Raw genomic sequence first — 17,539 nt, 5'->3', positions numbered from 1 at the left:
CGGGCCGGAGCCGGGCGGGGTGCGCCGGCCGCGACCGGTGCGGCGAGCGCGGTGCCGGTCGCCGCGTGCCCCGGCCGCCCGGTCGAGGGACGCGGGGCGGGGCAGCGGGCGGGTCCGGCGGTGCGGCCTGTCGGGCGGGGTCCGGTGGACCCGGGGCGTCCCGGGCGGTGCCGGTCGGGCACCACGGTGGGGCTCCTGCGCGGAGCCGGGGTCACCGGGTCCGGTCAGGCGGCGCGACAGGCCCGCGGACAGCGCGGACAGCCGGCGGCGGCGCGGCGACAGCAGCCGGGCATCGGCCGGCCCGGGCGCTGGGTCGTGCGCGGGTGCGTCGACCGGGCCACGGGCCGCCTCCTCTCGCTGTCGTGCTCTCGCTGTCGTGCGCTGTCATGACGTCTCGTCATGTGAGACGCAAGAGTTCACGCCTCGGGATCGAGGTCGACAGTAGCGGGCGGCGGCGGCGCACCACAAGCCCGGCGCGCCACGTGACCGGGGTGATCCCGGACGGAGGTCAGCGGCGGGCGCCGCGGAGCGCGAGGTGGCAGGTGAGGCCCGCGAGCAGCCCCCAGAACGCCGCGGAGATGCCGCCGACCGCGACCCCCGAGACCGTGACCAGGAACGTCACCGCCGCCGCCTCCCGGTGCCCCGCCGCGCCGAACGCGGCCCCGAGCGACGACGCCAGCGTCCCGATGAGCGCCAGGCCCGCGGCCGCCGCGATCAGCCCGCCGGGCGCGGCCAGGGCCACCGCGGCCACCGCCGCCGCCCCTGCTCCCAGCACCACGTACCCCAGGCCGACCACGACGGCGGCCCGCCACCGCCGCCGCGGGTCGGGACCTCCGGCCGGCCCGGCGGCGAGGGCGGCGCTGATGGCCGCCAGGTTGATCGCGTGGCCGCCCCACGGCGCGGCCAGCACCGTCCCCAGCCCGGTCACGAGCATCACGGGGCGCAGCGGCGCCGCGTACCCGAAGCCCGCGAGCACGGCGAGCCCTGGGATGTTCTGCGAGGCCATCGTCACGACGAACAGCGGCACGGCGACCGACACCATCGCGGTCCACGACAGCTGCGGGGTCGTCCACGCGAGCGTCGGCAGCAGGCTCGCGGCGTCCAGGTGGCGCACCGCGGGCGACGCGACGGCGATCCCCACGGCCAGGCCCATCGCCGCGGGCGTGGCCCAGCGGGGTGCGAGGCGCAGCAGCACGAGCCACACGAGCACGACGGGACCCACGAGCAGCGGCCGGTCGGCGACGGCGCGCACCGGCTCCAGGCAGAGGTCCACCAGCACGCCCGCGAGCATCGCGTTCGCGAGCGGCACGGGGATCAGCCGCACCCAGCGCTCGAGCCGCCGCCACAGGCCGACCGCGGCGAGCAGCACGCCGCACAGGGCGAACCCCGCGACCGCCTCCGGCCAGCTGCCGGCCGCCGCCCCCGTGCCCGCCAGCAGCGCCGCGCCGGGCGTCGACCACGCGACGGTGATCGGCAGGCGCGTCCGCCACGCGAGCAGCACCGTCGCGACGCCCATCGCGACCGTCACGGCGAGCAGGCCGGACGTGGCCTGCGCCGGCGTCGCCCCGACCGCGCGCAGCCCGGCCAGCACCACCGCGAACGCGCTGGTGAACCCGACCAGCGCCGTGACGACGCCGGCCGACACGGCCGTGGCGGTGTCCCGCGGCGCGGCGCGGCCCTCCGGCGGGGCCGTGTCCAGGGGTCGCGGGGTGCTCACGCGGCGGACCGTAGCCGAGCCGTGTGTCGGCGACGTTGCGGGCGCCCCGGGCCGGTCAGCCGTCCGCGCGCGCCCCCGGTCCGAGCAGCGCGGCGATCTCCGGGAGCTGGTCCGGGCGCGCCTGCACCAGCAGCGTCGTGACGACCGTCCCCTCCCACGCGCGGGCCTGCTCCCGCACGGCGTCGGGCGGCCCGACCAGCGCGATGTCCCGCACCAGCTCCGTGGGCACCGCCGCTGCGGCCCGGGCGCGGTCCCCGGCGGCGTAGTGCGCCTGGATCTCCGTGCACGCCTCGCCGTAGCCGAGCCGCTCCAGGGCGTTCGCGTGGAAGTTGGCGCCCCGGGCCCCCATGCCCCCGGCGTACAGGGCGACGAAGGGCCGCACCGCGTCGGCGGCGGTCTCGACGTCCGGCGCGAGCACCACCGGCACCGTGGCCGTGACCTCGAACTCCTCGACGGGCCGGGTCCCCGCAGCCCGCCGGGCGAAGCCGTCGGCGAGCAGCCCCCGCATCTCGCCGTCGAGCCGCGGGGTGCAGAACAGCGGCAGCCAGCCGTCGGCGATCTCCGCGGCGAGGGCGACGTTGCGCGGCCCCTCGGCGGCGAGGTGGATCGGCAGGTCGGCGCGCAGCGGGTGCACGGTGGACCGCAGCGCCTTGCCGAGCCCGCTGCCCTCGCCCTCGGGCAGCGGCAGCCGGTAGAACTCCCCGTCCGCCCGCACCGGCGCCTCGCGGCGCAGCACGTCCCGCACGATCGCGACGAACTCCCGGGTGCGCGCCAGCGGGCGGGGGTAGGGCAGCCCGTACCAGCCCTCGACCACCTGCGGGCCGGACACCCCGAGCCCGAGCGTGAACCTCCCGCCGGACAGGTGGTCGAGCGTGAGGGCCGCCATCGCGGTGGCCGTCGGGGTGCGGGCCGCGATCTGCGCGACGGCGGTGCCGAGCCGGACGCGCGACGTCGCGGACCCCCACCAGGCGAGCGGGGTGAACGCGTCGGACCCGTATGCCTCGGCGGTCCAGACGGAGTCCAGGCCCAGCCGGTCCGCGTCGCGCACCGCCTCGGCGGCGCCCGGGGGCGGGCCCGCGGACCAGTAGCCGGTGTGGTAGCCGAGCCGCATGCGTGCCTCCTCGTCGGCGCGCTCGCCGCTGAGCGCGTCGGGCCCATGCTGCCCCATGCCGCCGGACGGGGCCGGACGGGGTCGGACGGGGCCGGGCGGGGCCCTCAGGCGGTCTCGGTGCGCTTCCGGTCCGCGAGCGTCGTGAGCAGCGCCGCGCCCGTGGCGGCGTCGTCCACCGTCACGACGAACGACCGCCCGCGGGTGCGGCCCACCTCGATGGCCTCGCCGGTGCGGACCACGTAGCCCACCTGCCCGTCCAGGCCGACGCGGAACCCCCAGCCGCCGAACTCCCGCAGCGGGCGGACCTGCCGGACGGTCACGGACTCCACCTCGTCGAGCGGCACGTGGAAGCGGGGCCAGCCCAGGGCGGACCGTGCGCTGAGCCCGCGGGCGTCCACGGTGACGACGATGACGGTGCTCGTCAGCACGAGCAGGAGCAGCGCGAGGACCAGCAGGATCAGCGCGGGCATGTCGAGCACGGCGACCAGGACGGCGACGGCCAGCGTCGCGCCGCCTCCGACGCCGAGCGCGACGCGGCTGACGACGCGGCCGGTCCAGGCCGCGCGCTCCTGGGCGCCCAGCGGCAGGCGCGCGCCGGCCAGCGGCACGTGCCCGGCGGACGCGGGTGCGGGGGCGTCCCCGGGGGCGGCCCAGGCGCACAGGCCGCCGGCGACCAGCCCGGCGGCGAGCGCGAGGCCGATCACGGGGTCGACGTCGGGGGTGTCGGCCGCGTCGGTCAGGCCGCGCTGCAGCCACAGCGTCCCGCCCAGGACGAGCGAGCCGAACACGGCCAGGCCGGTCGCCGTGCCGACGGCGATCCGGCGCGTCATCGAGTCCCGGCCCCGCAGCACCGCGAGCAGCCACATCGCCACGGTGAGGGTGCCGAACACCCCGAGCATGAGCGCGAGCGTCCCGCCGACCGACCCGTACCCGTCGGGGCGGTCCTGGCCGAAGTGGACCGCGACCGGGTCGGGCAGGTCGTCGCGCCAGGAGGTGACGACCAGCGCCGTCGCCACCAGCACCGTCAGCCCCGGCACCAGCCCGAGCAGCGTGGTGGACAGCCGGTGCGGCACCGGCGGCCGTGCGGGTGTCCGGGCGGCGGTGGCGCGCGGGTCGGTGGCGGTCATCGGGTCTCCTGCGGGGCGAGGGCGTCCTTGACGAGGCTGAGGGTGGTGCTGGGGGCGAGGCCGGCCGAGCCGGCGGCGGCGACGAGTGCCGCGACCGCGTCGTGCACGGGCGCGAGGTCGGCCGGCGGCCGGTGGGAGACGACAGCCCCGCGTCCGCGCCGGAGGTCGAGCAGCCCCTCGTCGCGCAGGTCCTGGTAGGCCCGCAGGACCGTGTGGAGGTTGACGTCGAGGGAGGCGGCGAGGTCCCGCGCCGACGGCAGGCGGGTCCCCGGGCGCAGCTCGCCGTGCAGCACGCCCGCACGCACCTGGGCGGCGAGCTGCGCGAACAGCGGCTCGGCGGAGGTGGGGTCGATGCGGAACAGCACGAGGCCACCCTAGTTGTTCGATGACAACTAGAACAAGTGAGCGGCCGCACGGCCGTGAGCCCTAGGGTGTGCCCCGGGGCGTGCCGCACGTCCCGCCAGCCGCACGGAAGGACGCCCACCATGCCCGGTGCAGCCCACCACATCGCCCTCGTGGCGCACGACAACAAGAAGGTCGAGCTGCTGCGGTGGGCGGAGTTCAACCGCGGCACGCTCTCGCGGCACCACCTCTACGCCACCGGCACCACCGGCACCATGATCGAGTACGAGCTCGGACTGCCCGTGACGCGGCTGCTGTCCGGCCCGGTCGGCGGCGACCAGCAGATCGGCGCCAAGATCGCCGAGGGCCTCATCGACATGCTGATCTTCTTCTGGGACCCGCTGGAGCCGCAGCCGCACGACCCCGACGTCAAGGCGCTGCTGCGCATCGGCGCGGTCTGGAACGTCCCCATGGCGAGCAACCGCGCCACCGCGGACATGCTGATCTCCAGCCCGATGCTCGCGGAGCGGTGGACCCACCGGCCCGAGCTCACGCCGCGCGGGTGGGACGGCAGCGCACCGACGGAGTGACGCGCGGCCGCGCGCCGGCCCCCTCCGGGGACCGGCGCGCCGCGTCTCAGATGTAGATCGCCGGGTCGTCGACCTCGGGCTCCGGGGGAGCGGACGCCGGGCGCTGGCGGATCTTCGCCGGCACCCCCACGGCGACGGCCCCCGGCGGCACGTCCTTGAGCACCACCGCGTTCGCCCCGACCTGCGCGTCGTCGCCGATCCACACCGGCCCCAGCACCTTCGCCCCGGCGCCGACGACCACGCGGTCGCCGACCGTGGGGTGCCGCTTGCCCCGGCGCATCGTCTTGCCGCCGAGCGTCGCCCCGTGGAACAGCACGACGTCGTCGCCGATCACCGCCGTCTCGCCGACCACCACGCCCATGCCGTGGTCGATGAACAGCCGCCGCCCGATGGTCGCGCCCGGGTGGATCTCCACCCCGGTCACGGCGCGGGACGCCTGGGACAGCAGCCGGGCCGGCAGGCGCAGGCCCGGCCGCTGCCACAGCCGGTGGGCCACCCGGTGCACCCACACCGCGTGCAGGCCCGGGTAGGCGAGCGCGACCTCCAGCCCCGACCGCGCGGCCGGGTCGCGGCGCTGGGCCGCGTCCAGGTCCTCGCGCAGCGTCCGGGCGAACGCCCGCAGGCGGCGCCAGTGGTCCGACGCGCCGCGGGGGCCGCCGGCGACGGGCCGCCCGGCCGCGGGCGCCGGGCGCACGGGGGACGGCACCCCGCGCGCCCCCTCGGGGCGGGAGGCGCCGTCCGGGCGCGGCAGCCGGGTGGTGGAGGTCATCGCGATCGTCCGATCAGTCCAGGAGGTCGGCGTACAGGATGGAGGACAGGTAGCGCTCGCCGAACGACGGGATGATCACGACGATCAGCTTCCCCGCGTTCTCCGGGCGCTTGCCCAGCTCGATGGCCGCGTGCAGCGCGGCGCCGGACGAAATGCCGACGAGCAGGCCCTCCTCCTTCGCGGCCCGGCGGGCCACGGCGACCGCGGTCTCGGCGTCCACGTCGATGATCTCGTCGTAGACGCCCGTGTCGAGGATCTCGGGCACGAAGTTGGCGCCGATGCCCTGGATCTTGTGCGGGCCGGGCTGGCCGCCGTTGAGGATCGGCGACTCGGCGGGCTCGACGCCCACGATCTGCACGCCCGGCTTGCGCTCCTTGAGCACCTGGCCGACGCCGGTGATCGTGCCGCCCGTGCCGATGCCGGCGACGAGGATGTCGACCTCGCCGTCCGTGTCCGCCCAGATCTCCTCGGCGGTCGTGCGGCGGTGGATCGCCGGGTTCGCCTCGTTCGCGAACTGGCGGGCGAGGATGGCGCCCGGCCGCTCCTGGACGATCTCGTTCGCCCGGTTCACCGCGCCCTTCATGCCCTCGGCGGCCGGCGTGAGGATCAGCTCCGCGCCGTACGCCCGCAGCAGCGCGCGCCGCTCCTTCGACATGGACTCCGGCATGGTCAGCACGACGTCGTACCCGCGCGCGGCGCCGACGAACGCCAGCGCGATGCCGGTGTTGCCGCTGGTCGCCTCGACGATCGTCCCGCCCGGCTTCAGCTCGCCGGACGCCTCGGCGGCGTCGACGATCGCCACGCCGATGCGGTCCTTCACCGAGCTCGCCGGGTTGTAGAACTCGAGCTTGCCGACGACCGTCGCCCCGACACCCTCGGTCAGCTTGTTGATGCGGACCAGGGGGGTGTTGCCGATGAGCTTCGTCGCGTCGTCGTAGATGCGTGCCATGTCGCGTCCGTCCTTCTCTCGTCAGGTGGTGGGAGTACCGGGGATGACGGGTCCTGCAGCGCACGGCACGGGCGGACGCCCTGCCGTGGGGTCCGAGGCGAGCGCTGGCCGGGGCGTGGCGGACCCGTCAGGGGCGCGACGCGGACGGCTTCGGGCCAGCGCTCTACCGACAGCGACAGGTGCGCCGCGGGGCACGGGACGTCGCGGGGCGCGACAGGGAGCGCACGGTGCTGAACGCGGTGACGCGCATGCCCGGCTCCTTCTCCCGTGAGGTCGGCGTCGCGGCCGACAGGCCCGACAGTAGCCGTAACGCGGGGACCACGACAAAGATGCCCGCGTCGTCCGCCGGGTGCCGTCACCAGGGGTTCCTCCGCGCCGTCGTCACCCGTCCACGGTGCGCCACGCCCCGCGTCCCCGCCACCGGGTGGTGCGCCGCCGTGGCACGATGCGCGGCATGAGGCTGGACGACGCGGTCCCGGACGTGCTCGGCGGCGACTGGGTGCGGCGCACGATGCACCTGCGACCCGACGCGCAGGGCGACCCCGTCGCGACCCTGGTGCACCGCCGCGACGCCGGGGCCGACCGCACCCGCCCGGCCGTGCTGTACGTGCACGGGTTCGTCGACTACTTCTTCCAGACGCACGTGGCGGACGCGCTCGCGGACCGCGGCTACGACCTGTACGCGCTCGACCTGCGCGACTACGGCCGCTCCATCCGCCCGGGACGCGTGCCGAACGACACCCACGACCTCGCCGTCCACGCCGAGGAGATCGACGCCGCCGTGCGGGTGCTGCGCGCCGGGCACGACCGTGTGGTGCTGCTCGGCCACTCCACCGGCGGACTCGTCGCCGCGCTGTGGGCGCACCACCGGCGCGGCCTCGGGCGGGTCGACGCGGTGGTGCTCAACAGCCCCTGGCTGGACCTGCGGGGCACCCTGCTGGAGCGCACGGTCGCGACCTGGGGGATCGTGCACGTGCTGGGACGCGTCGCGCCGCGGCTGGTCGTCTCGCACCTCGACGAGCACTACGGCCGCGCCCTGCACCGCGCGTCCGGCGGCGAGTGGGACTACGACCTCGGCTGGAAGCCGCACGAGGGGTTCCCGGTGCGGGCGGGGTTCGTCCGCGCCGTGCGTCGGGGCCACGCGGCCGTCGCAGCGGGGCTCGCCATCGACGTGCCCGTGCTGGTCCTGTCCTCCGACGCCACCGGCCCGGACGACCGCTGGCACGACGCCCTGCTCACCACCGACTCGGTGCTGGACGTCGCCGACATGCGGCGGCTCGCCCCCCGCCTCGGCGAGGACGTCACGAGCGTCGAGGTCCCGGGCGGGGCGCACGACCTGGCGCTGTCGCCCCTGCCCGCCCGCACCCGGTACCTGGACGAGGTCCTCGGGTGGCTGGACGTGACGCTCGCGCGGCTCCCATCTCCCGCTGAGAATCGGCGCCGCCTCTGACCGCGGCTTCGCCGTTCGACAGCTACCGACGAGGTGCCCCACGCGACCTTTCTTGGTGATTGTCGCGTCGCCCAGACGACCAACACCACAATTCGGGATAAAAGTGTCCGCACCGTGTGTCGATGTCGCGGCCAGCCGTTTTCGCGATAGGCATCTGCCCGAGGGAGTCGCGTGAGCGATCTCGAGGTCGGGAGGGCTTGTGGACGAGGACGTGCGTGCGGCCAGGAGCGCCGATCGTCGTGGCCGAGCGATTGACGTCCTCGTCACGGTCAAGGCGACGCCTCAACCGTCCACGGCCTACGGTGAGACCGTCTGCGTCGCGGGCGTGGCTCTCGACCCCCTGCGACTCGTCCGCCTGTATCCCGTCCCTTTCCGATTCCTCACCGAGGCGCAGCGATTTCCCAAGTACTCAATCGTCCGTGTGAGGGTGCGTGACGCGGGGACAGACGCGCGCCCCGAGAGCCTGAAGATCGACGCGACGAGCGTGACGATCCTCCGTTCGGTTGACGGGTGGCCGGCCCGGGCTCCGTACATCGAGCCCGTGATCGGCGGCAGCATGTGCTCGCTCGCGGCGGGCGCTGGCGCCGATCCCAACGCGGCCTCCCTCGGGCTCGTCGCCGTCGGCAGCTTCCTGGGCGTCGACGTCGCACCGCACCCAGGCTGGTCTCCGGCGGAGCTCGAGCGGTTCAGCCGGTTCGCCGAGCAGGGCGACTTGTTCCGTGCTGACGTACCTCGGATGCGTCAGGCACCCCGGTTCAAGGCGTGGCTGCGGTTCACGTGTCCGGAGGCTGCGTGCGTCCGTCCTCACCGTGCCGGGATCCTCGACTGGGAGCTCACTGCATTGCAGGGGCGTCTCCACGACAGACCCGATTCGGAGGTGGTTCACGCCATCCGGAACAAGTTCGGGACGCAGATGTTCGCACCGGGTCGAGCCCCCGCGCTGTATCTGGGGAACCAGGAGAACATCGTCCGGCGTCGACAGTTCATGGTCCTGGGGACGTACTACCCGCCCGCCGGCCTTGCACGCAGTCCGCTCTTCCTAGACGGTCTGTAGGGCACGGGACTGCAGCGCGTCCATCACGAGAGACCTGTGGCAGCAGGAGGCCGCGGCCTCGAAGCACAGCAGGGCGACCACTCCCTGTGCCGCGAGTCGCTCGATCTCGGCGAGCGCCGTCTGCGCGTCTGCGCCGCGCAGGACCTCGTCGACGAACCGGCTGTGCGCTGCGGACGCCTGCGCACTTCCCGGGTGGGCGAAGCCTGAGCGGTTGTCGACGGGGTTGCCCAGTGCTCGCAGGTGGACGTAGCCGATGCCCTGCTCGCCGAGGGCCGCAGCAAGGGACTTCCGCGAGAAGCCGCGCTTCCGGGACACGGGGTTGAGGCGCACATCGACGACGGTGCTGCACTCCCAGATGCGCAGGGTCGACATCACCTCGTCGAGGCTCCGGCCCTCGTAGCCGATACCCATCACGTTCCCCACAGCGCGCATCGGGCCATCCTCTCACCACCATGCTGACGCTCTGGCCGCGCGCTGGGCTTGTGCTTCACCACCGCAGACGCATGTCGAGGGGCCCTTCGGTTGGCGAGGTGCTCGGACCTAGAACAGCGGCCACGGCACCGCGGGCATGTCCCCCTCCGGCCCCGGGAACCGGCCCTCGCGCAGCAGCCGCGCGCACCGGGCCGCCAGCGCGGCGACCTCCGCTTCGGTGAGGAGGTCCGCCAGCGCCGGACCGAGGTCGCCCGCCAGTCCGTCGCGCACCCGCTCGACGCCCGCGCGCTCGTCGTCGTCCAGCGGCGCGCCGACCCAGCCCCACAGCACCGTCCGCAGCCGCGGCTCGACGTGGAACGTCACGCCGTGGTCGACGCCGAACCGGTGGCCGCCCGGTACCGGCAGCACGTGCCCGCCCTTGCGGTCGGCGTTGTTGAGCAGCACGTCCAGCACCGCCATGCGCCGCAGCGCCGCGGAGTCCTCGTGGACCAGCACGACGGGGGAGCCGTCCTCGTCCTCGCCCTCCACGACGGCGCGCCAGCCCGTGGCGGGGACGCGGGCGGCGGGCAGCACGTCGACGGGGTCCTGCGCCGTGTCGGGCTCCTGCCAGAGCTGCACCATCCCGGCGCCGAGCGGGCCGTCCCGCAGCCACGTGCGCGGCACGACGCCCCAGCCGGTGGCCTCGGAGACGAGGTACGCGGCGACCTCGCGCCGGGCGAGCGTGCCGTCCGGGAAGTCCCACAGCGGCTTCTCGCCGGCGACGGGCTTGTAGACCACCGACGTCCCGCCGATCCGGGCCAGGAACGTCGCGTTCGAGGCCGTCGTGATCCGGCCCACCACCTCGAGGTCGCCGCGCTCCAGGTCCTCCTGCGGCGCGTCGCGGGTGTCGGGCGCGGTCACGCGTCCCCGGGGTCGCACACGTGGCCGTCGGGGTCCACCGGCTCGCCGCACCGCGGGCACAGCGGACGGCCGGCCCGCACGACCCGGCGCGCCCGCTCGGCGAACGCCCGGGCGCTGCCCACCGGCATCCGCAGGATCATCGCCTCCTCCGGCTCGATCTCCTCGACCGCGGCGGCCTCCTCCTCGGACTCGACCTCGACCAGCGGGAACGCCTCCACGACGACCTGCCCGGTCGCGGCGTCCCAGCTCAGCCGCATCGAGCCGAGCCGGAAGTCCTCCTCGACGGGCTGCTCGACCGGGTCCTCGTCGACGAGCTCGGGCGTGGCCTCCGCCGGGACGCTGTAGCGGTTGCCGTCCTCCGTCATGAGCTCGTCGAGGATGAGGTCGATCTTGTCCGCCAGGACGGCGGCCCACTCCTTCTCCATCGCGACGCTCGTGGTGCGGCGCCCGGTGCGGGCCTGCAGGTAGAACGTGCGCTGACCGGGACGGCCGACCGTGCCGATCACGGCGCGGTCGGGCCAGTCGTGCAGGTGGACGAGGGTCGGCATGCACCCATGCTAGGAGCGCGGTCCGACACCGTCACGGGGAGCGTCGGAGGGCCCGGCGCCGCCACCGACCGGCGCGTCCCCGGCGGGCGCCGCGCCCCGCAGCCACGACAGGTCACCGGCGTCGGTGTTCACCGCGACGACCTCGGGCCGCGCCGGGCCGTACCGCACCACCGACACCGACGCGGGCCCCGCCGCCAGCCGCTGGAACAGGTCCAGGTGCATCCCGAGCGCGTCCGCGAGCACGGCCTTGACGATGTCGCCGTGCGTGACCGCCGCCCACACCGCCCCGGGTCCGTGCTCCGCCTCGACGGCGGCGTCCTGCTCCCGCACCGCAGCCACCGCCCGCGCCTGCATCGCGGCCAACGACTCGCCGCCCGGGAACGTCGCGGCGCTCGGCTGCGTCTGGACCGTCGCCCACAGCGGCTCGGCGGCCAGGTCCTTCAGCGTCCGGCCCTGCCAGGAGCCGTAGTCGCACTCCGTCAGGCGGGCGTCGACCCGGGTCGTGGGGGCGTCGACCTGGCGGTCCGTGACCGCGCGCGCCGTCTGCCGGCACCGCTCCAGGGGGCTGGTCACCACCGCGACCAGCGGGACGGCGGCGAGCCGCTCCGCCGTCCGGGCGGCCTGGTCCCGGCCCACCCGGTCGAGGCGCACCCCGGCGGTGCGGCCCGCGAGGAGCCCCGAGGCGTTCGCGGTGGTGCGGCCGTGGCGGACGAGGAGGACGGTGGCCATGGCGCGAGCCTAGGCGGCGGGTCGGTCCGACGAGCCGCGACCGACCCGAACCCGCCGGGAGTCGTCAGTGGATCGGGTACGCCCGCGGCCCGGGCTTGGCGGGGAACCGGGTCCTCGCGAACGGACGGGTCTTTCCGGTCTCGTGCGGCACGACGTCGAACCGGTACTCCGTCGCGTCCTGCTGCCTGACGTGCTCGCGGATCTCGTACGCCTGCAGCACCCATCCGCGGGCCGTCACGATGAGGACCTGCGCGTCCTGCGGTCGTCGAGCCGGCCACCACTGGGCCACGCCCGTGAGCTGGCGACGGTCGAACGGGTCCAGGGTCGGGTCCCAGCCGAACGTCTGCCGCTCGTTGAAGGCGGCGTCCGGATCGCGTCGGCTGGCCCGCACCGTCACGACGAGGGCGGGCCACGGGACGTCGGCCGGGTCGCTCGGGTCGAGGAGCCGGAAGGCGCTCAGCGCTGCCATGTCGTCTTCGGAGACCGAGCCGTTCGCGACGGTGATCAGCCCGACCGAGTGAAGCCGCCTGAGTGTGCCGGGGGAGACAGACAGACGTTCGGCGGCGGCCTGGATGCTCGGCATGGACCCGAACGTAGCGGGAGCAGCGTCTCTGCGAGAGCGGTTTCGCGGAGGACTCGGAGCTTGGGGAGGGAGGCGGCACGTGGCTGCCGCCGACGACCTCAGGGAACGCCGAGCCGCGGGCCCCCTCGTGGTGAGGGGCGCACGCTAACTGGTCCCGGGGCGTCGCACGCGCGGCGGACATCCTGCGGTCATCAGGCGCTCAACCGGCGCGCTGCAAGGACGGACGGAGCGGATGACGGGAATCGAACCCGCGTAGCCAGTTTGGAAGACTGGGGCTCTACCATTGAGCTACATCCGCGCAGGCCCGGCGTGCGGGCTGCCGGACAAGGGTACCCGCTCCGGCGGCATCGTCCCCGCCACTAGACTCGCCGCGACGGGATGTGGCGCAGGTTGGTAGCGCGTCCGCTTTGGGAGCGGAAGGTCGTCGGTTCGAATCCGTCCATCCCGACCGAACCGCCGACGTGTCGCGCCTCCCGGTCGCCCGACCCGCCGCCGTAACCTGGCGCGATGCTCCACCTCGTCCCGCGCCGCCCCGCCTCCTCGTGGCGCGAGGAGTGCCTGACGCTCCTCGCCGCCGGCGACTGGTACCCGCTGTCCCGGACCGCGATGGCCTGGCGGCTGGACGGCGGGGCGTACACCCCGGAGGCGTGGCTGGCGGACGTCAGCGCCGCGCTGCTGAACCGGCAGCCGAAGACGGCCGTGCACTGCTGCGACATGGCGCTGCACGTGTGGGTGGAGCGCCCGCAGGACCGGGCGGTGCTGCACCACGTGCGCGGCCTGCTGGTCGCCGACCACCTCCGGGACCCGGCGAGCGCTGTGGCGGACCTCGAGCTCGCCGCGGACGGCCCGGCGTGGCTGCGCGACGACACACGTCGCGAGCTGGAGCGGGTGCGGGGGCGGGCCGCCACGTCGCGGGTGCGGGTGCCCCGGGCGGAGCCCGCACCGGAGTACGACGCCGCGTACCTGGACCTGATCTCGGGCCCGTCGTCCTCGCCGCGGCCCCCGCGGCCGGACCCGTTCCCCGAGGACGGCGCGGAGCCCGCGCTGTGGGCCCGCACGCTGCCGCTGCTGACGCCGGCCTGACGCGGGCGGTCGCACCTGCGGCGGCGGTGGCTCACGCCGCTTGCCGTCCCGCGCCGCCCGCAGCCGTGCCCGCGACGTCCGGCCGTGCCGCCGCGAGCAGCCGCCGCACGACCACCACCGCGACCCCCAGCAGCACCGCGTACAGCACCCGGGCGCGGTCGACGGGCTCGGTCAGCAGCGCCGAGCCGCCCCCGAGCCACGCGTACGCGGCGGTGGTCGCCAGGGCCATGCCGACGGACTCCGCGAGGACGACCGCGGCGGCCACGCGGTCCTCGGAGATGCCGTCGTCGCGGGCGGGCGGGGTGAGGCACCGCCCGAGCAGGTCGGGGTAGACGGTGCCCATGCCGGCTCCGAGCAGCCCGCCGCCGGCGACGAGGGCCGCGAGGACGCCCGCCCGGCCGGCGCCGGCCACGAGCACCGCCAGCAGCAGCACGAGCACGCCCGCGGCGAGGCTCCCGGACGCGAGCGCCGCGCGTCGTCGGAACGCCGCGTCCGTCGACGCCGGGTGCGAGCCGGTCCACAGCGCCACGGCGGCCCACAGCAGGCCCGGCGCGGCCACCACGACGGCGACGTCGCGCGTGCCGAGCCCCAGGGCGTCGTGCGCGACCACCGACAGCACCATCGTCGCGCCGAAGTACACGGCGGCCGTCACGCCCAGCGCGGTCAGCCCCGCCCGGCGCCCGGACCGCGCGCGGAGCGTCCCCGCGGGCAGGATCCGCGCCGCGGCGCCGACCATGAGCGCGGCGCCGGCGGGCAGGACGAGCGGCCACCAGGCGCCGACGGGCAGCGCGAGCACGGCGGACCCGGCGGCGAGCACCAGGGCCCACCCCCACGGCGCGGGCTCGGTCGGCACGGACTCCGGCCGCTCCGGCGCGGACCGCGCGACCACGAGGCGCACGACGAGCAGCACGGGCAGGTACAGCACCATCGCCCACCGCCACCCCAGGGTGGTCGCGACCCCGGCCGCGTAGACCGGGCCCAGCACCGACGACACGAGCCACACGCCCGACATCGCAGCCAGCACGAGCTGCCGGTGCCGCGGCGGCAGACCCCGGGCGACGACCCCCATGCCGACGGTCGCGAGCGCCCCCGCCGCCGCCGCGCGGACGGCGGTACCGGCGATGAACACGACCATGGAGGGCGCGAGCGCGCAGAGCACCGCCCCGGCGACCGTCACGAGGGTCAGCACCACCAGCAGCCGCCCGACGCGGAACCGCGACAGCAACCACGCGCCCAGGGGCATCGTGAGGAACATCGGCGCCTGCGCGGCGGCGTCCAGCGGCCCGTACAGGTGCGCCCCGTCGAGGTCCGCGGCGACCAGCGGCAGCACGGTCTGGGACAGGTAGCGCTGCATCCCCGCGAGGAGCTCGACGAGCACGAGGGACACCGCGAGGGTGACGACGGAACGGCTCCGTGCCGGGGCGGCGGCGGGCGCGTCGTCCGCAGTCATCGGCTCAAGCCCCCTCCCGTGCACGACCCGGCGACCCGTGCCCCCGGGTGCGACGCGAGCGAGCCTACGGAGCACGGCCCGGGCGCGCGAGGACCGCGCCGGACCGGGCGCGGCCGGCGCAGGACCGTGGTGGGATGCGAGCACACCCCGCGCCCACCTCGGAGGTCCCGATGCCCCGCACCCCGGCCGAGCCCGCCCGCCTGCTCGCCGACCCGCCCGGCGGTCGCCTCCGCACGGCCGGGCGCCTCGCGCTCGGCGCCGCCCTGGCGTTCGCGGGCACGGGCCACCTGACGTTCGCGCGCGAGGAGTTCCAGGCGCAGGTGCCGGGCTGGGTGCCGGTCGAGGACGACGCGGTGGTGCTCGGCTCGGGCGTCGTCGAGATCGCGCTCGGGGCGGCGCTCGCCCTCGCGCCGCGGCGGTACCGGGCCGCCGTGGGCTGGGTGGCGGCGGCGTTCTTCGTCGCGGTGTTCCCGGGCAACGTGTCGCAGTACCTCACGCACACCGACGCCTTCGGTCTCGACTCGGACGCGAAGCGCGCGGCCCGGCTGCCGTTCCAGGTGGGGCTGGTGGCGTGGGCGCTGTGGTCGACGGGCGCGTGGCGGGCCTGGCGGGACGCCCGGCGCACGCGCTGAGGCCCGGGCGTCGCGAGGGCGTCCGGCCCGGGAGCGCCTGCCGTCCGCGCGTCCCCGCTTTGGCGGCGGTCCCGGCCCGTGGCGTAGGATCGTCGGGCCGGTGCGAGCGATCAGTCATGCCCGCACGCGCCGCAGCGTGCCGCCCACGGGGGAGCGAGGATCCGCCTCGCCGGTGCGCCCGAGCGCCCCACGCCGGACCCCCGGCACCGACCGTCCGAGCAGTTGGAGACCACTGAAGTGAAGAGCGCCGTCGAGACCCTGGAGCCCACCAAGGTCAGGCTGACCGTCGAGGTTCCGTACGACGAGCTCAAGCCGAGCATCGATCACGCCTACGCGCACATCGCGGAGCAGGTGACCATCCCCGGCTTCCGCAAGGGCAAGGTCCCGCCGCGGATCATCGACCAGCGCGTCGGCCGCCCGGCCGTCATGGAGCACGCCGTCAACGAGGGCCTGTCCGGCTTCTACGCCGAGGCCGTCCGCGAGAACAAGCTGCGCCCGCTCGGCCAGCCCGAGGTCGACGTCACGAAGGTTCCCGGCCTGGTGGCCGGCGACACCGACGGCGACCTGGTCTTCACGGCCGAGGTCGAGGTCCGCCCCGAGATCGAGATCCCCGAGATCGACGGCCTGTCCGTGACGGTCGACGACTCGGCCATCACCGACGAGGACGTGCAGGGCCGCCTGGACGCGCTGCGTGAGCGCTTCGGCTCGCTGGTCGGCGTCGACCGCCCGGCCGCCGAGAAGGACTTCGCGGTCATCGACCTGGTCGCCAAGATCGACGGCGAGGAGGTCGACACGGTCTCCGGCGTCTCCTACCAGATCGGCTCCGGCAACATGCTCGAGGGCCTCGACGAGGCGCTCACCGGGCTGTCGGCCGGCGAGACCACCACGTTCTCCACCACGCTGGTCGGCGGCGAGCACGCCGGCGAGCAGGCCGAGGTCACCGTCACCGCGACCTCCGTCAAGGAGCGCGAGCTGCCGGAGGCGGACGACGACTTCGCGCAGATGGCGTCCGAGTTCGACACCATCGACGAGCTCCTGGCGGACCTCCGCGAGCAGGCCGGCCGCATCAAGGGCCAGAACCAGGCCGTCCAGGCGCGGGACCTGCTGCTGGAGCAGCTGCTCGAGCAGATCGAGATCCCCGTCCCGCAGGGCGCCGTCGAGGCCGAGGTCCACCGCCACCTCGAGTCCGAGGGCCGCCTGGAGGACGACACGCACCGCGCCGAGGTGACCGAGCAGGCGCAGACCGCGCTGCGCAACCAGATCCTCCTGGACACCCTGGCCGAGAAGCTCGAGGTCAAGGTCAACCAGGGCGAGCTCGTCGACTACCTGGTGAGCGCGTCCCGCCAGTACGGCATGGACCCGAACACGTTCATCCAGACCATCGACCAGCAGGGCCAGATCCCGGCCATGGTCGCCGAGGTCGCGCGCTCCAAGGCGCTGGCCGTCGCCCTGCGCCACGTGGCCGTCGTCGACGGCTCCGGTGCCGCGGTCGACCTGTCCGAGTACATCGGCTCGGACGAGGACGACGCCGCCCAGGAGGCCGCCGAGACCGACCAGGCCGAGGCCACCGAGCCGGAGACCGCCGAGGCCGACGCCAAGGCCTGACCCGGCACGACCCCGAGGGGCCCCGCACCACACCGGTGCGGGGCCCCTCGCGCATCCTCGCCCACCCCTCCCGCCCCGCCCCGCGTCCCAGCGCGCCGAGGTCGTCACGTCCGGCCGAGGTCGTCACGCCGACCTGACGACCTCGGCTCGAGCTGACGACCTCGCGCCCTCCGCCCGACGGGTGCGCCGACAGCGAAACGGGGCGTCAGCGGGACGAACGGGCACCTGGGCGGGCGTTAGGGTCGGCGCAAGCACACCAAGCCTGACGAGGGAGCCTTCGTGAACGACCAGACGCCGGCGATCGCCCGGGCCGAGTCCGGGGGACTCGGCCTCAACGACTCCATCTACAACCGGCTCCTCAAGGAGCGGATCATCTGGCTCGGCTCGGAGGTCCGCGACGAGAACGCGAACGCCATCTGCGCGCAGATGATGCTGCTCGCGGCGGAGGACCCCGAGAAGGACATCTTC

General features: G+C 75.4%; 19 protein-coding genes and 2 tRNA genes. 8 read left to right on the top strand and 13 right to left on the bottom strand.

Annotated elements, in window-relative coordinates:
• Positions 1–508: 508 nt before the first annotated feature.
• The 4 genes from AAHH18_RS05445 to AAHH18_RS05430 form a co-directional block, all read right to left on the bottom strand.
• Positions 509–1,717 (bottom strand): benzoate/H(+) symporter BenE family transporter, encoded by a 1,209-nt coding sequence (locus AAHH18_RS05445; RefSeq protein ID WP_343300856.1) that lies wholly within the window; start codon positions 1,715–1,717, stop codon positions 509–511.
• A gap of 55 nt (positions 1,718–1,772) precedes the next feature.
• Entirely contained in the window at positions 1,773–2,828 is a 1,056-nt protein-coding gene (locus tag AAHH18_RS05440) for an LLM class F420-dependent oxidoreductase (protein ID WP_343300859.1), read from the bottom strand.
• A gap of 104 nt (positions 2,829–2,932) precedes the next feature.
• A complete protein-coding gene (locus AAHH18_RS05435) occupies positions 2,933–3,955 on the bottom strand; it encodes a DUF1648 domain-containing protein (protein WP_343300855.1) in 1,023 nt (340 codons plus the stop codon).
• Complete coding sequence (locus tag AAHH18_RS05430; RefSeq protein WP_283320774.1) at positions 3,952–4,320, bottom strand: GntR family transcriptional regulator; 369 nt, start codon at positions 4,318–4,320, stop codon at positions 3,952–3,954. Before AAHH18_RS05430 ends, AAHH18_RS05435 begins: the two co-directional genes overlap by 4 nt.
• Before the next feature lie 120 nt (positions 4,321–4,440).
• On the opposite strand from AAHH18_RS05430, the gene AAHH18_RS05425 reads away from it, so the two are divergent.
• A complete protein-coding gene (locus tag AAHH18_RS05425; RefSeq protein ID WP_222171968.1) occupies positions 4,441–4,887 on the top strand; it encodes a methylglyoxal synthase in 447 nt (148 codons plus the stop codon).
• 46 nt (positions 4,888–4,933) lie between these two features.
• On the opposite strand, the gene epsC is transcribed toward AAHH18_RS05425, so the two are convergent.
• The gene (gene epsC / locus AAHH18_RS05420; RefSeq protein ID WP_343300854.1) at positions 4,934–5,656 is read right to left on the bottom strand and encodes a serine O-acetyltransferase EpsC; all 723 of its coding nucleotides are present in this window, start codon (positions 5,654–5,656) and stop codon (positions 4,934–4,936) included.
• 13 nt (positions 5,657–5,669) lie between these two features.
• Positions 5,670–6,605, bottom strand: coding sequence for a cysteine synthase A (cysK, locus tag AAHH18_RS05415; RefSeq protein ID WP_283320772.1), 936 nt, complete (start codon positions 6,603–6,605; stop codon positions 5,670–5,672).
• 454 nt (positions 6,606–7,059) lie between these two features.
• Here cysK and AAHH18_RS05410 point away from each other — a divergent pair, with 454 nt between their 5' ends.
• Both AAHH18_RS05410 and AAHH18_RS05405 read left to right on the top strand, forming a co-directional pair.
• Positions 7,060–8,055 (top strand): alpha/beta hydrolase, encoded by a 996-nt coding sequence (locus tag AAHH18_RS05410; RefSeq protein WP_343300853.1) that lies wholly within the window; start codon positions 7,060–7,062, stop codon positions 8,053–8,055.
• Between the two features lie 199 nt (positions 8,056–8,254).
• Entirely contained in the window at positions 8,255–9,109 is an 855-nt protein-coding gene (locus tag AAHH18_RS05405; RefSeq protein WP_343300852.1) for a hypothetical protein, read from the top strand.
• On the opposite strand, the gene AAHH18_RS05400 is transcribed toward AAHH18_RS05405, so the two are convergent.
• From AAHH18_RS05400 to AAHH18_RS05375, 6 genes are all read right to left on the bottom strand, one after another.
• Positions 9,095–9,541 (bottom strand): DUF488 domain-containing protein, encoded by a 447-nt coding sequence (locus AAHH18_RS05400; RefSeq protein WP_283320769.1) that lies wholly within the window; start codon positions 9,539–9,541, stop codon positions 9,095–9,097. The two genes, AAHH18_RS05405 and AAHH18_RS05400, sit on opposite strands and share 15 nt — an antisense overlap.
• 108 nt (positions 9,542–9,649) lie before the next feature.
• The gene (locus tag AAHH18_RS05395; RefSeq protein ID WP_343300851.1) at positions 9,650–10,441 is read right to left on the bottom strand and encodes an SCO1664 family protein; all 792 of its coding nucleotides are present in this window, start codon (positions 10,439–10,441) and stop codon (positions 9,650–9,652) included.
• Complete coding sequence (locus tag AAHH18_RS05390) at positions 10,438–10,989, bottom strand: DUF3090 domain-containing protein (RefSeq protein WP_343300850.1); 552 nt, start codon at positions 10,987–10,989, stop codon at positions 10,438–10,440. The genes AAHH18_RS05395 and AAHH18_RS05390 overlap by 4 nt, the downstream gene beginning before the upstream one ends.
• Positions 10,990–10,998: 9 nt before the next feature.
• Positions 10,999–11,718, bottom strand: a complete 720-nt coding sequence (locus AAHH18_RS05385) for an MSMEG_4193 family putative phosphomutase (RefSeq protein WP_343300849.1) — start codon at positions 11,716–11,718, stop codon at positions 10,999–11,001.
• Positions 11,719–11,782: 64 nt separating this feature from the next.
• Positions 11,783–12,301, bottom strand: coding sequence for a hypothetical protein (locus AAHH18_RS05380; protein ID WP_343300848.1), 519 nt, complete (start codon positions 12,299–12,301; stop codon positions 11,783–11,785).
• A gap of 227 nt (positions 12,302–12,528) precedes the next feature.
• Positions 12,529–12,599, bottom strand: a tRNA-Gly gene (locus AAHH18_RS05375).
• Between the two features lie 76 nt (positions 12,600–12,675).
• On the opposite strand from AAHH18_RS05375, the gene AAHH18_RS05370 reads away from it, so the two are divergent.
• A tRNA-Pro gene (locus AAHH18_RS05370) sits at positions 12,676–12,749 on the top strand.
• 59 nt (positions 12,750–12,808) lie between these two features.
• Positions 12,809–13,384, top strand: coding sequence for a hypothetical protein (locus AAHH18_RS05365; protein ID WP_343300847.1), 576 nt, complete (start codon positions 12,809–12,811; stop codon positions 13,382–13,384).
• Between the two features lie 31 nt (positions 13,385–13,415).
• On the opposite strand, the gene AAHH18_RS05360 is transcribed toward AAHH18_RS05365, so the two are convergent.
• Entirely contained in the window at positions 13,416–14,834 is a 1,419-nt protein-coding gene (locus AAHH18_RS05360) for an MFS transporter (RefSeq protein WP_343300846.1), read from the bottom strand.
• Between the two features lie 170 nt (positions 14,835–15,004).
• Between AAHH18_RS05360 and AAHH18_RS05355 the strand changes: the two genes are divergently transcribed.
• The 3 genes from AAHH18_RS05355 to AAHH18_RS05345 all read left to right on the top strand — a co-directional run.
• On the top strand, positions 15,005–15,466 hold the full coding sequence (locus AAHH18_RS05355; RefSeq protein ID WP_343300858.1) for a DoxX family protein: 462 nt from the start codon (positions 15,005–15,007) through the stop codon (positions 15,464–15,466).
• Positions 15,467–15,703: 237 nt separating this feature from the next.
• Positions 15,704–17,071 (top strand): trigger factor, encoded by a 1,368-nt coding sequence (tig, locus tag AAHH18_RS05350; protein WP_343300857.1) that lies wholly within the window; start codon positions 15,704–15,706, stop codon positions 17,069–17,071.
• Between the two features lie 279 nt (positions 17,072–17,350).
• The coding region (locus AAHH18_RS05345; protein WP_343300845.1) for an ATP-dependent Clp protease proteolytic subunit at positions 17,351–17,539 on the top strand (189 nt) is incomplete at its 3' end.

The organism is Cellulomonas olei, from assembly GCF_039548315.1.
In the GTDB taxonomy this organism is placed as follows: Bacteria; Actinomycetota; Actinomycetes; order Actinomycetales; family Cellulomonadaceae; genus Cellulomonas.
The sequence above is the reverse complement of the archived record's forward strand: the minus strand, read 5'-3'. Positions and strand labels throughout refer to the sequence as shown.

Coding starts and splice junctions, on each gene's coding strand:
- AAHH18_RS05360 (WP_343300846.1), bottom strand. CDS start 14,834: ATGACTGCGGACGACGCGCCCGCCGCCGCCCCGGCACGGAGCCGTTCC.
- AAHH18_RS05385 (WP_343300849.1), bottom strand. CDS start 11,718: ATGGCCACCGTCCTCCTCGTCCGCCACGGCCGCACCACCGCGAACGCC.
- AAHH18_RS05435 (WP_343300855.1), bottom strand. CDS start 3,955: ATGACCGCCACCGACCCGCGCGCCACCGCCGCCCGGACACCCGCACGG.
- AAHH18_RS05365 (WP_343300847.1), top strand. CDS start 12,809: ATGCTCCACCTCGTCCCGCGCCGCCCCGCCTCCTCGTGGCGCGAGGAG.
- AAHH18_RS05410 (WP_343300853.1), top strand. CDS start 7,060: ATGAGGCTGGACGACGCGGTCCCGGACGTGCTCGGCGGCGACTGGGTG.
- AAHH18_RS05400 (WP_283320769.1), bottom strand. CDS start 9,541: ATGCGCGCTGTGGGGAACGTGATGGGTATCGGCTACGAGGGCCGGAGC.
- AAHH18_RS05355 (WP_343300858.1), top strand. CDS start 15,005: ATGCCCCGCACCCCGGCCGAGCCCGCCCGCCTGCTCGCCGACCCGCCC.
- AAHH18_RS05390 (WP_343300850.1), bottom strand. CDS start 10,989: ATGCCGACCCTCGTCCACCTGCACGACTGGCCCGACCGCGCCGTGATC.
- epsC (WP_343300854.1), bottom strand. CDS start 5,656: ATGACCTCCACCACCCGGCTGCCGCGCCCGGACGGCGCCTCCCGCCCC.
- AAHH18_RS05380 (WP_343300848.1), bottom strand. CDS start 12,301: ATGCCGAGCATCCAGGCCGCCGCCGAACGTCTGTCTGTCTCCCCCGGC.
- cysK (WP_283320772.1), bottom strand. CDS start 6,605: ATGGCACGCATCTACGACGACGCGACGAAGCTCATCGGCAACACCCCC.
- AAHH18_RS05425 (WP_222171968.1), top strand. CDS start 4,441: ATGCCCGGTGCAGCCCACCACATCGCCCTCGTGGCGCACGACAACAAG.
- AAHH18_RS05440 (WP_343300859.1), bottom strand. CDS start 2,828: ATGCGGCTCGGCTACCACACCGGCTACTGGTCCGCGGGCCCGCCCCCG.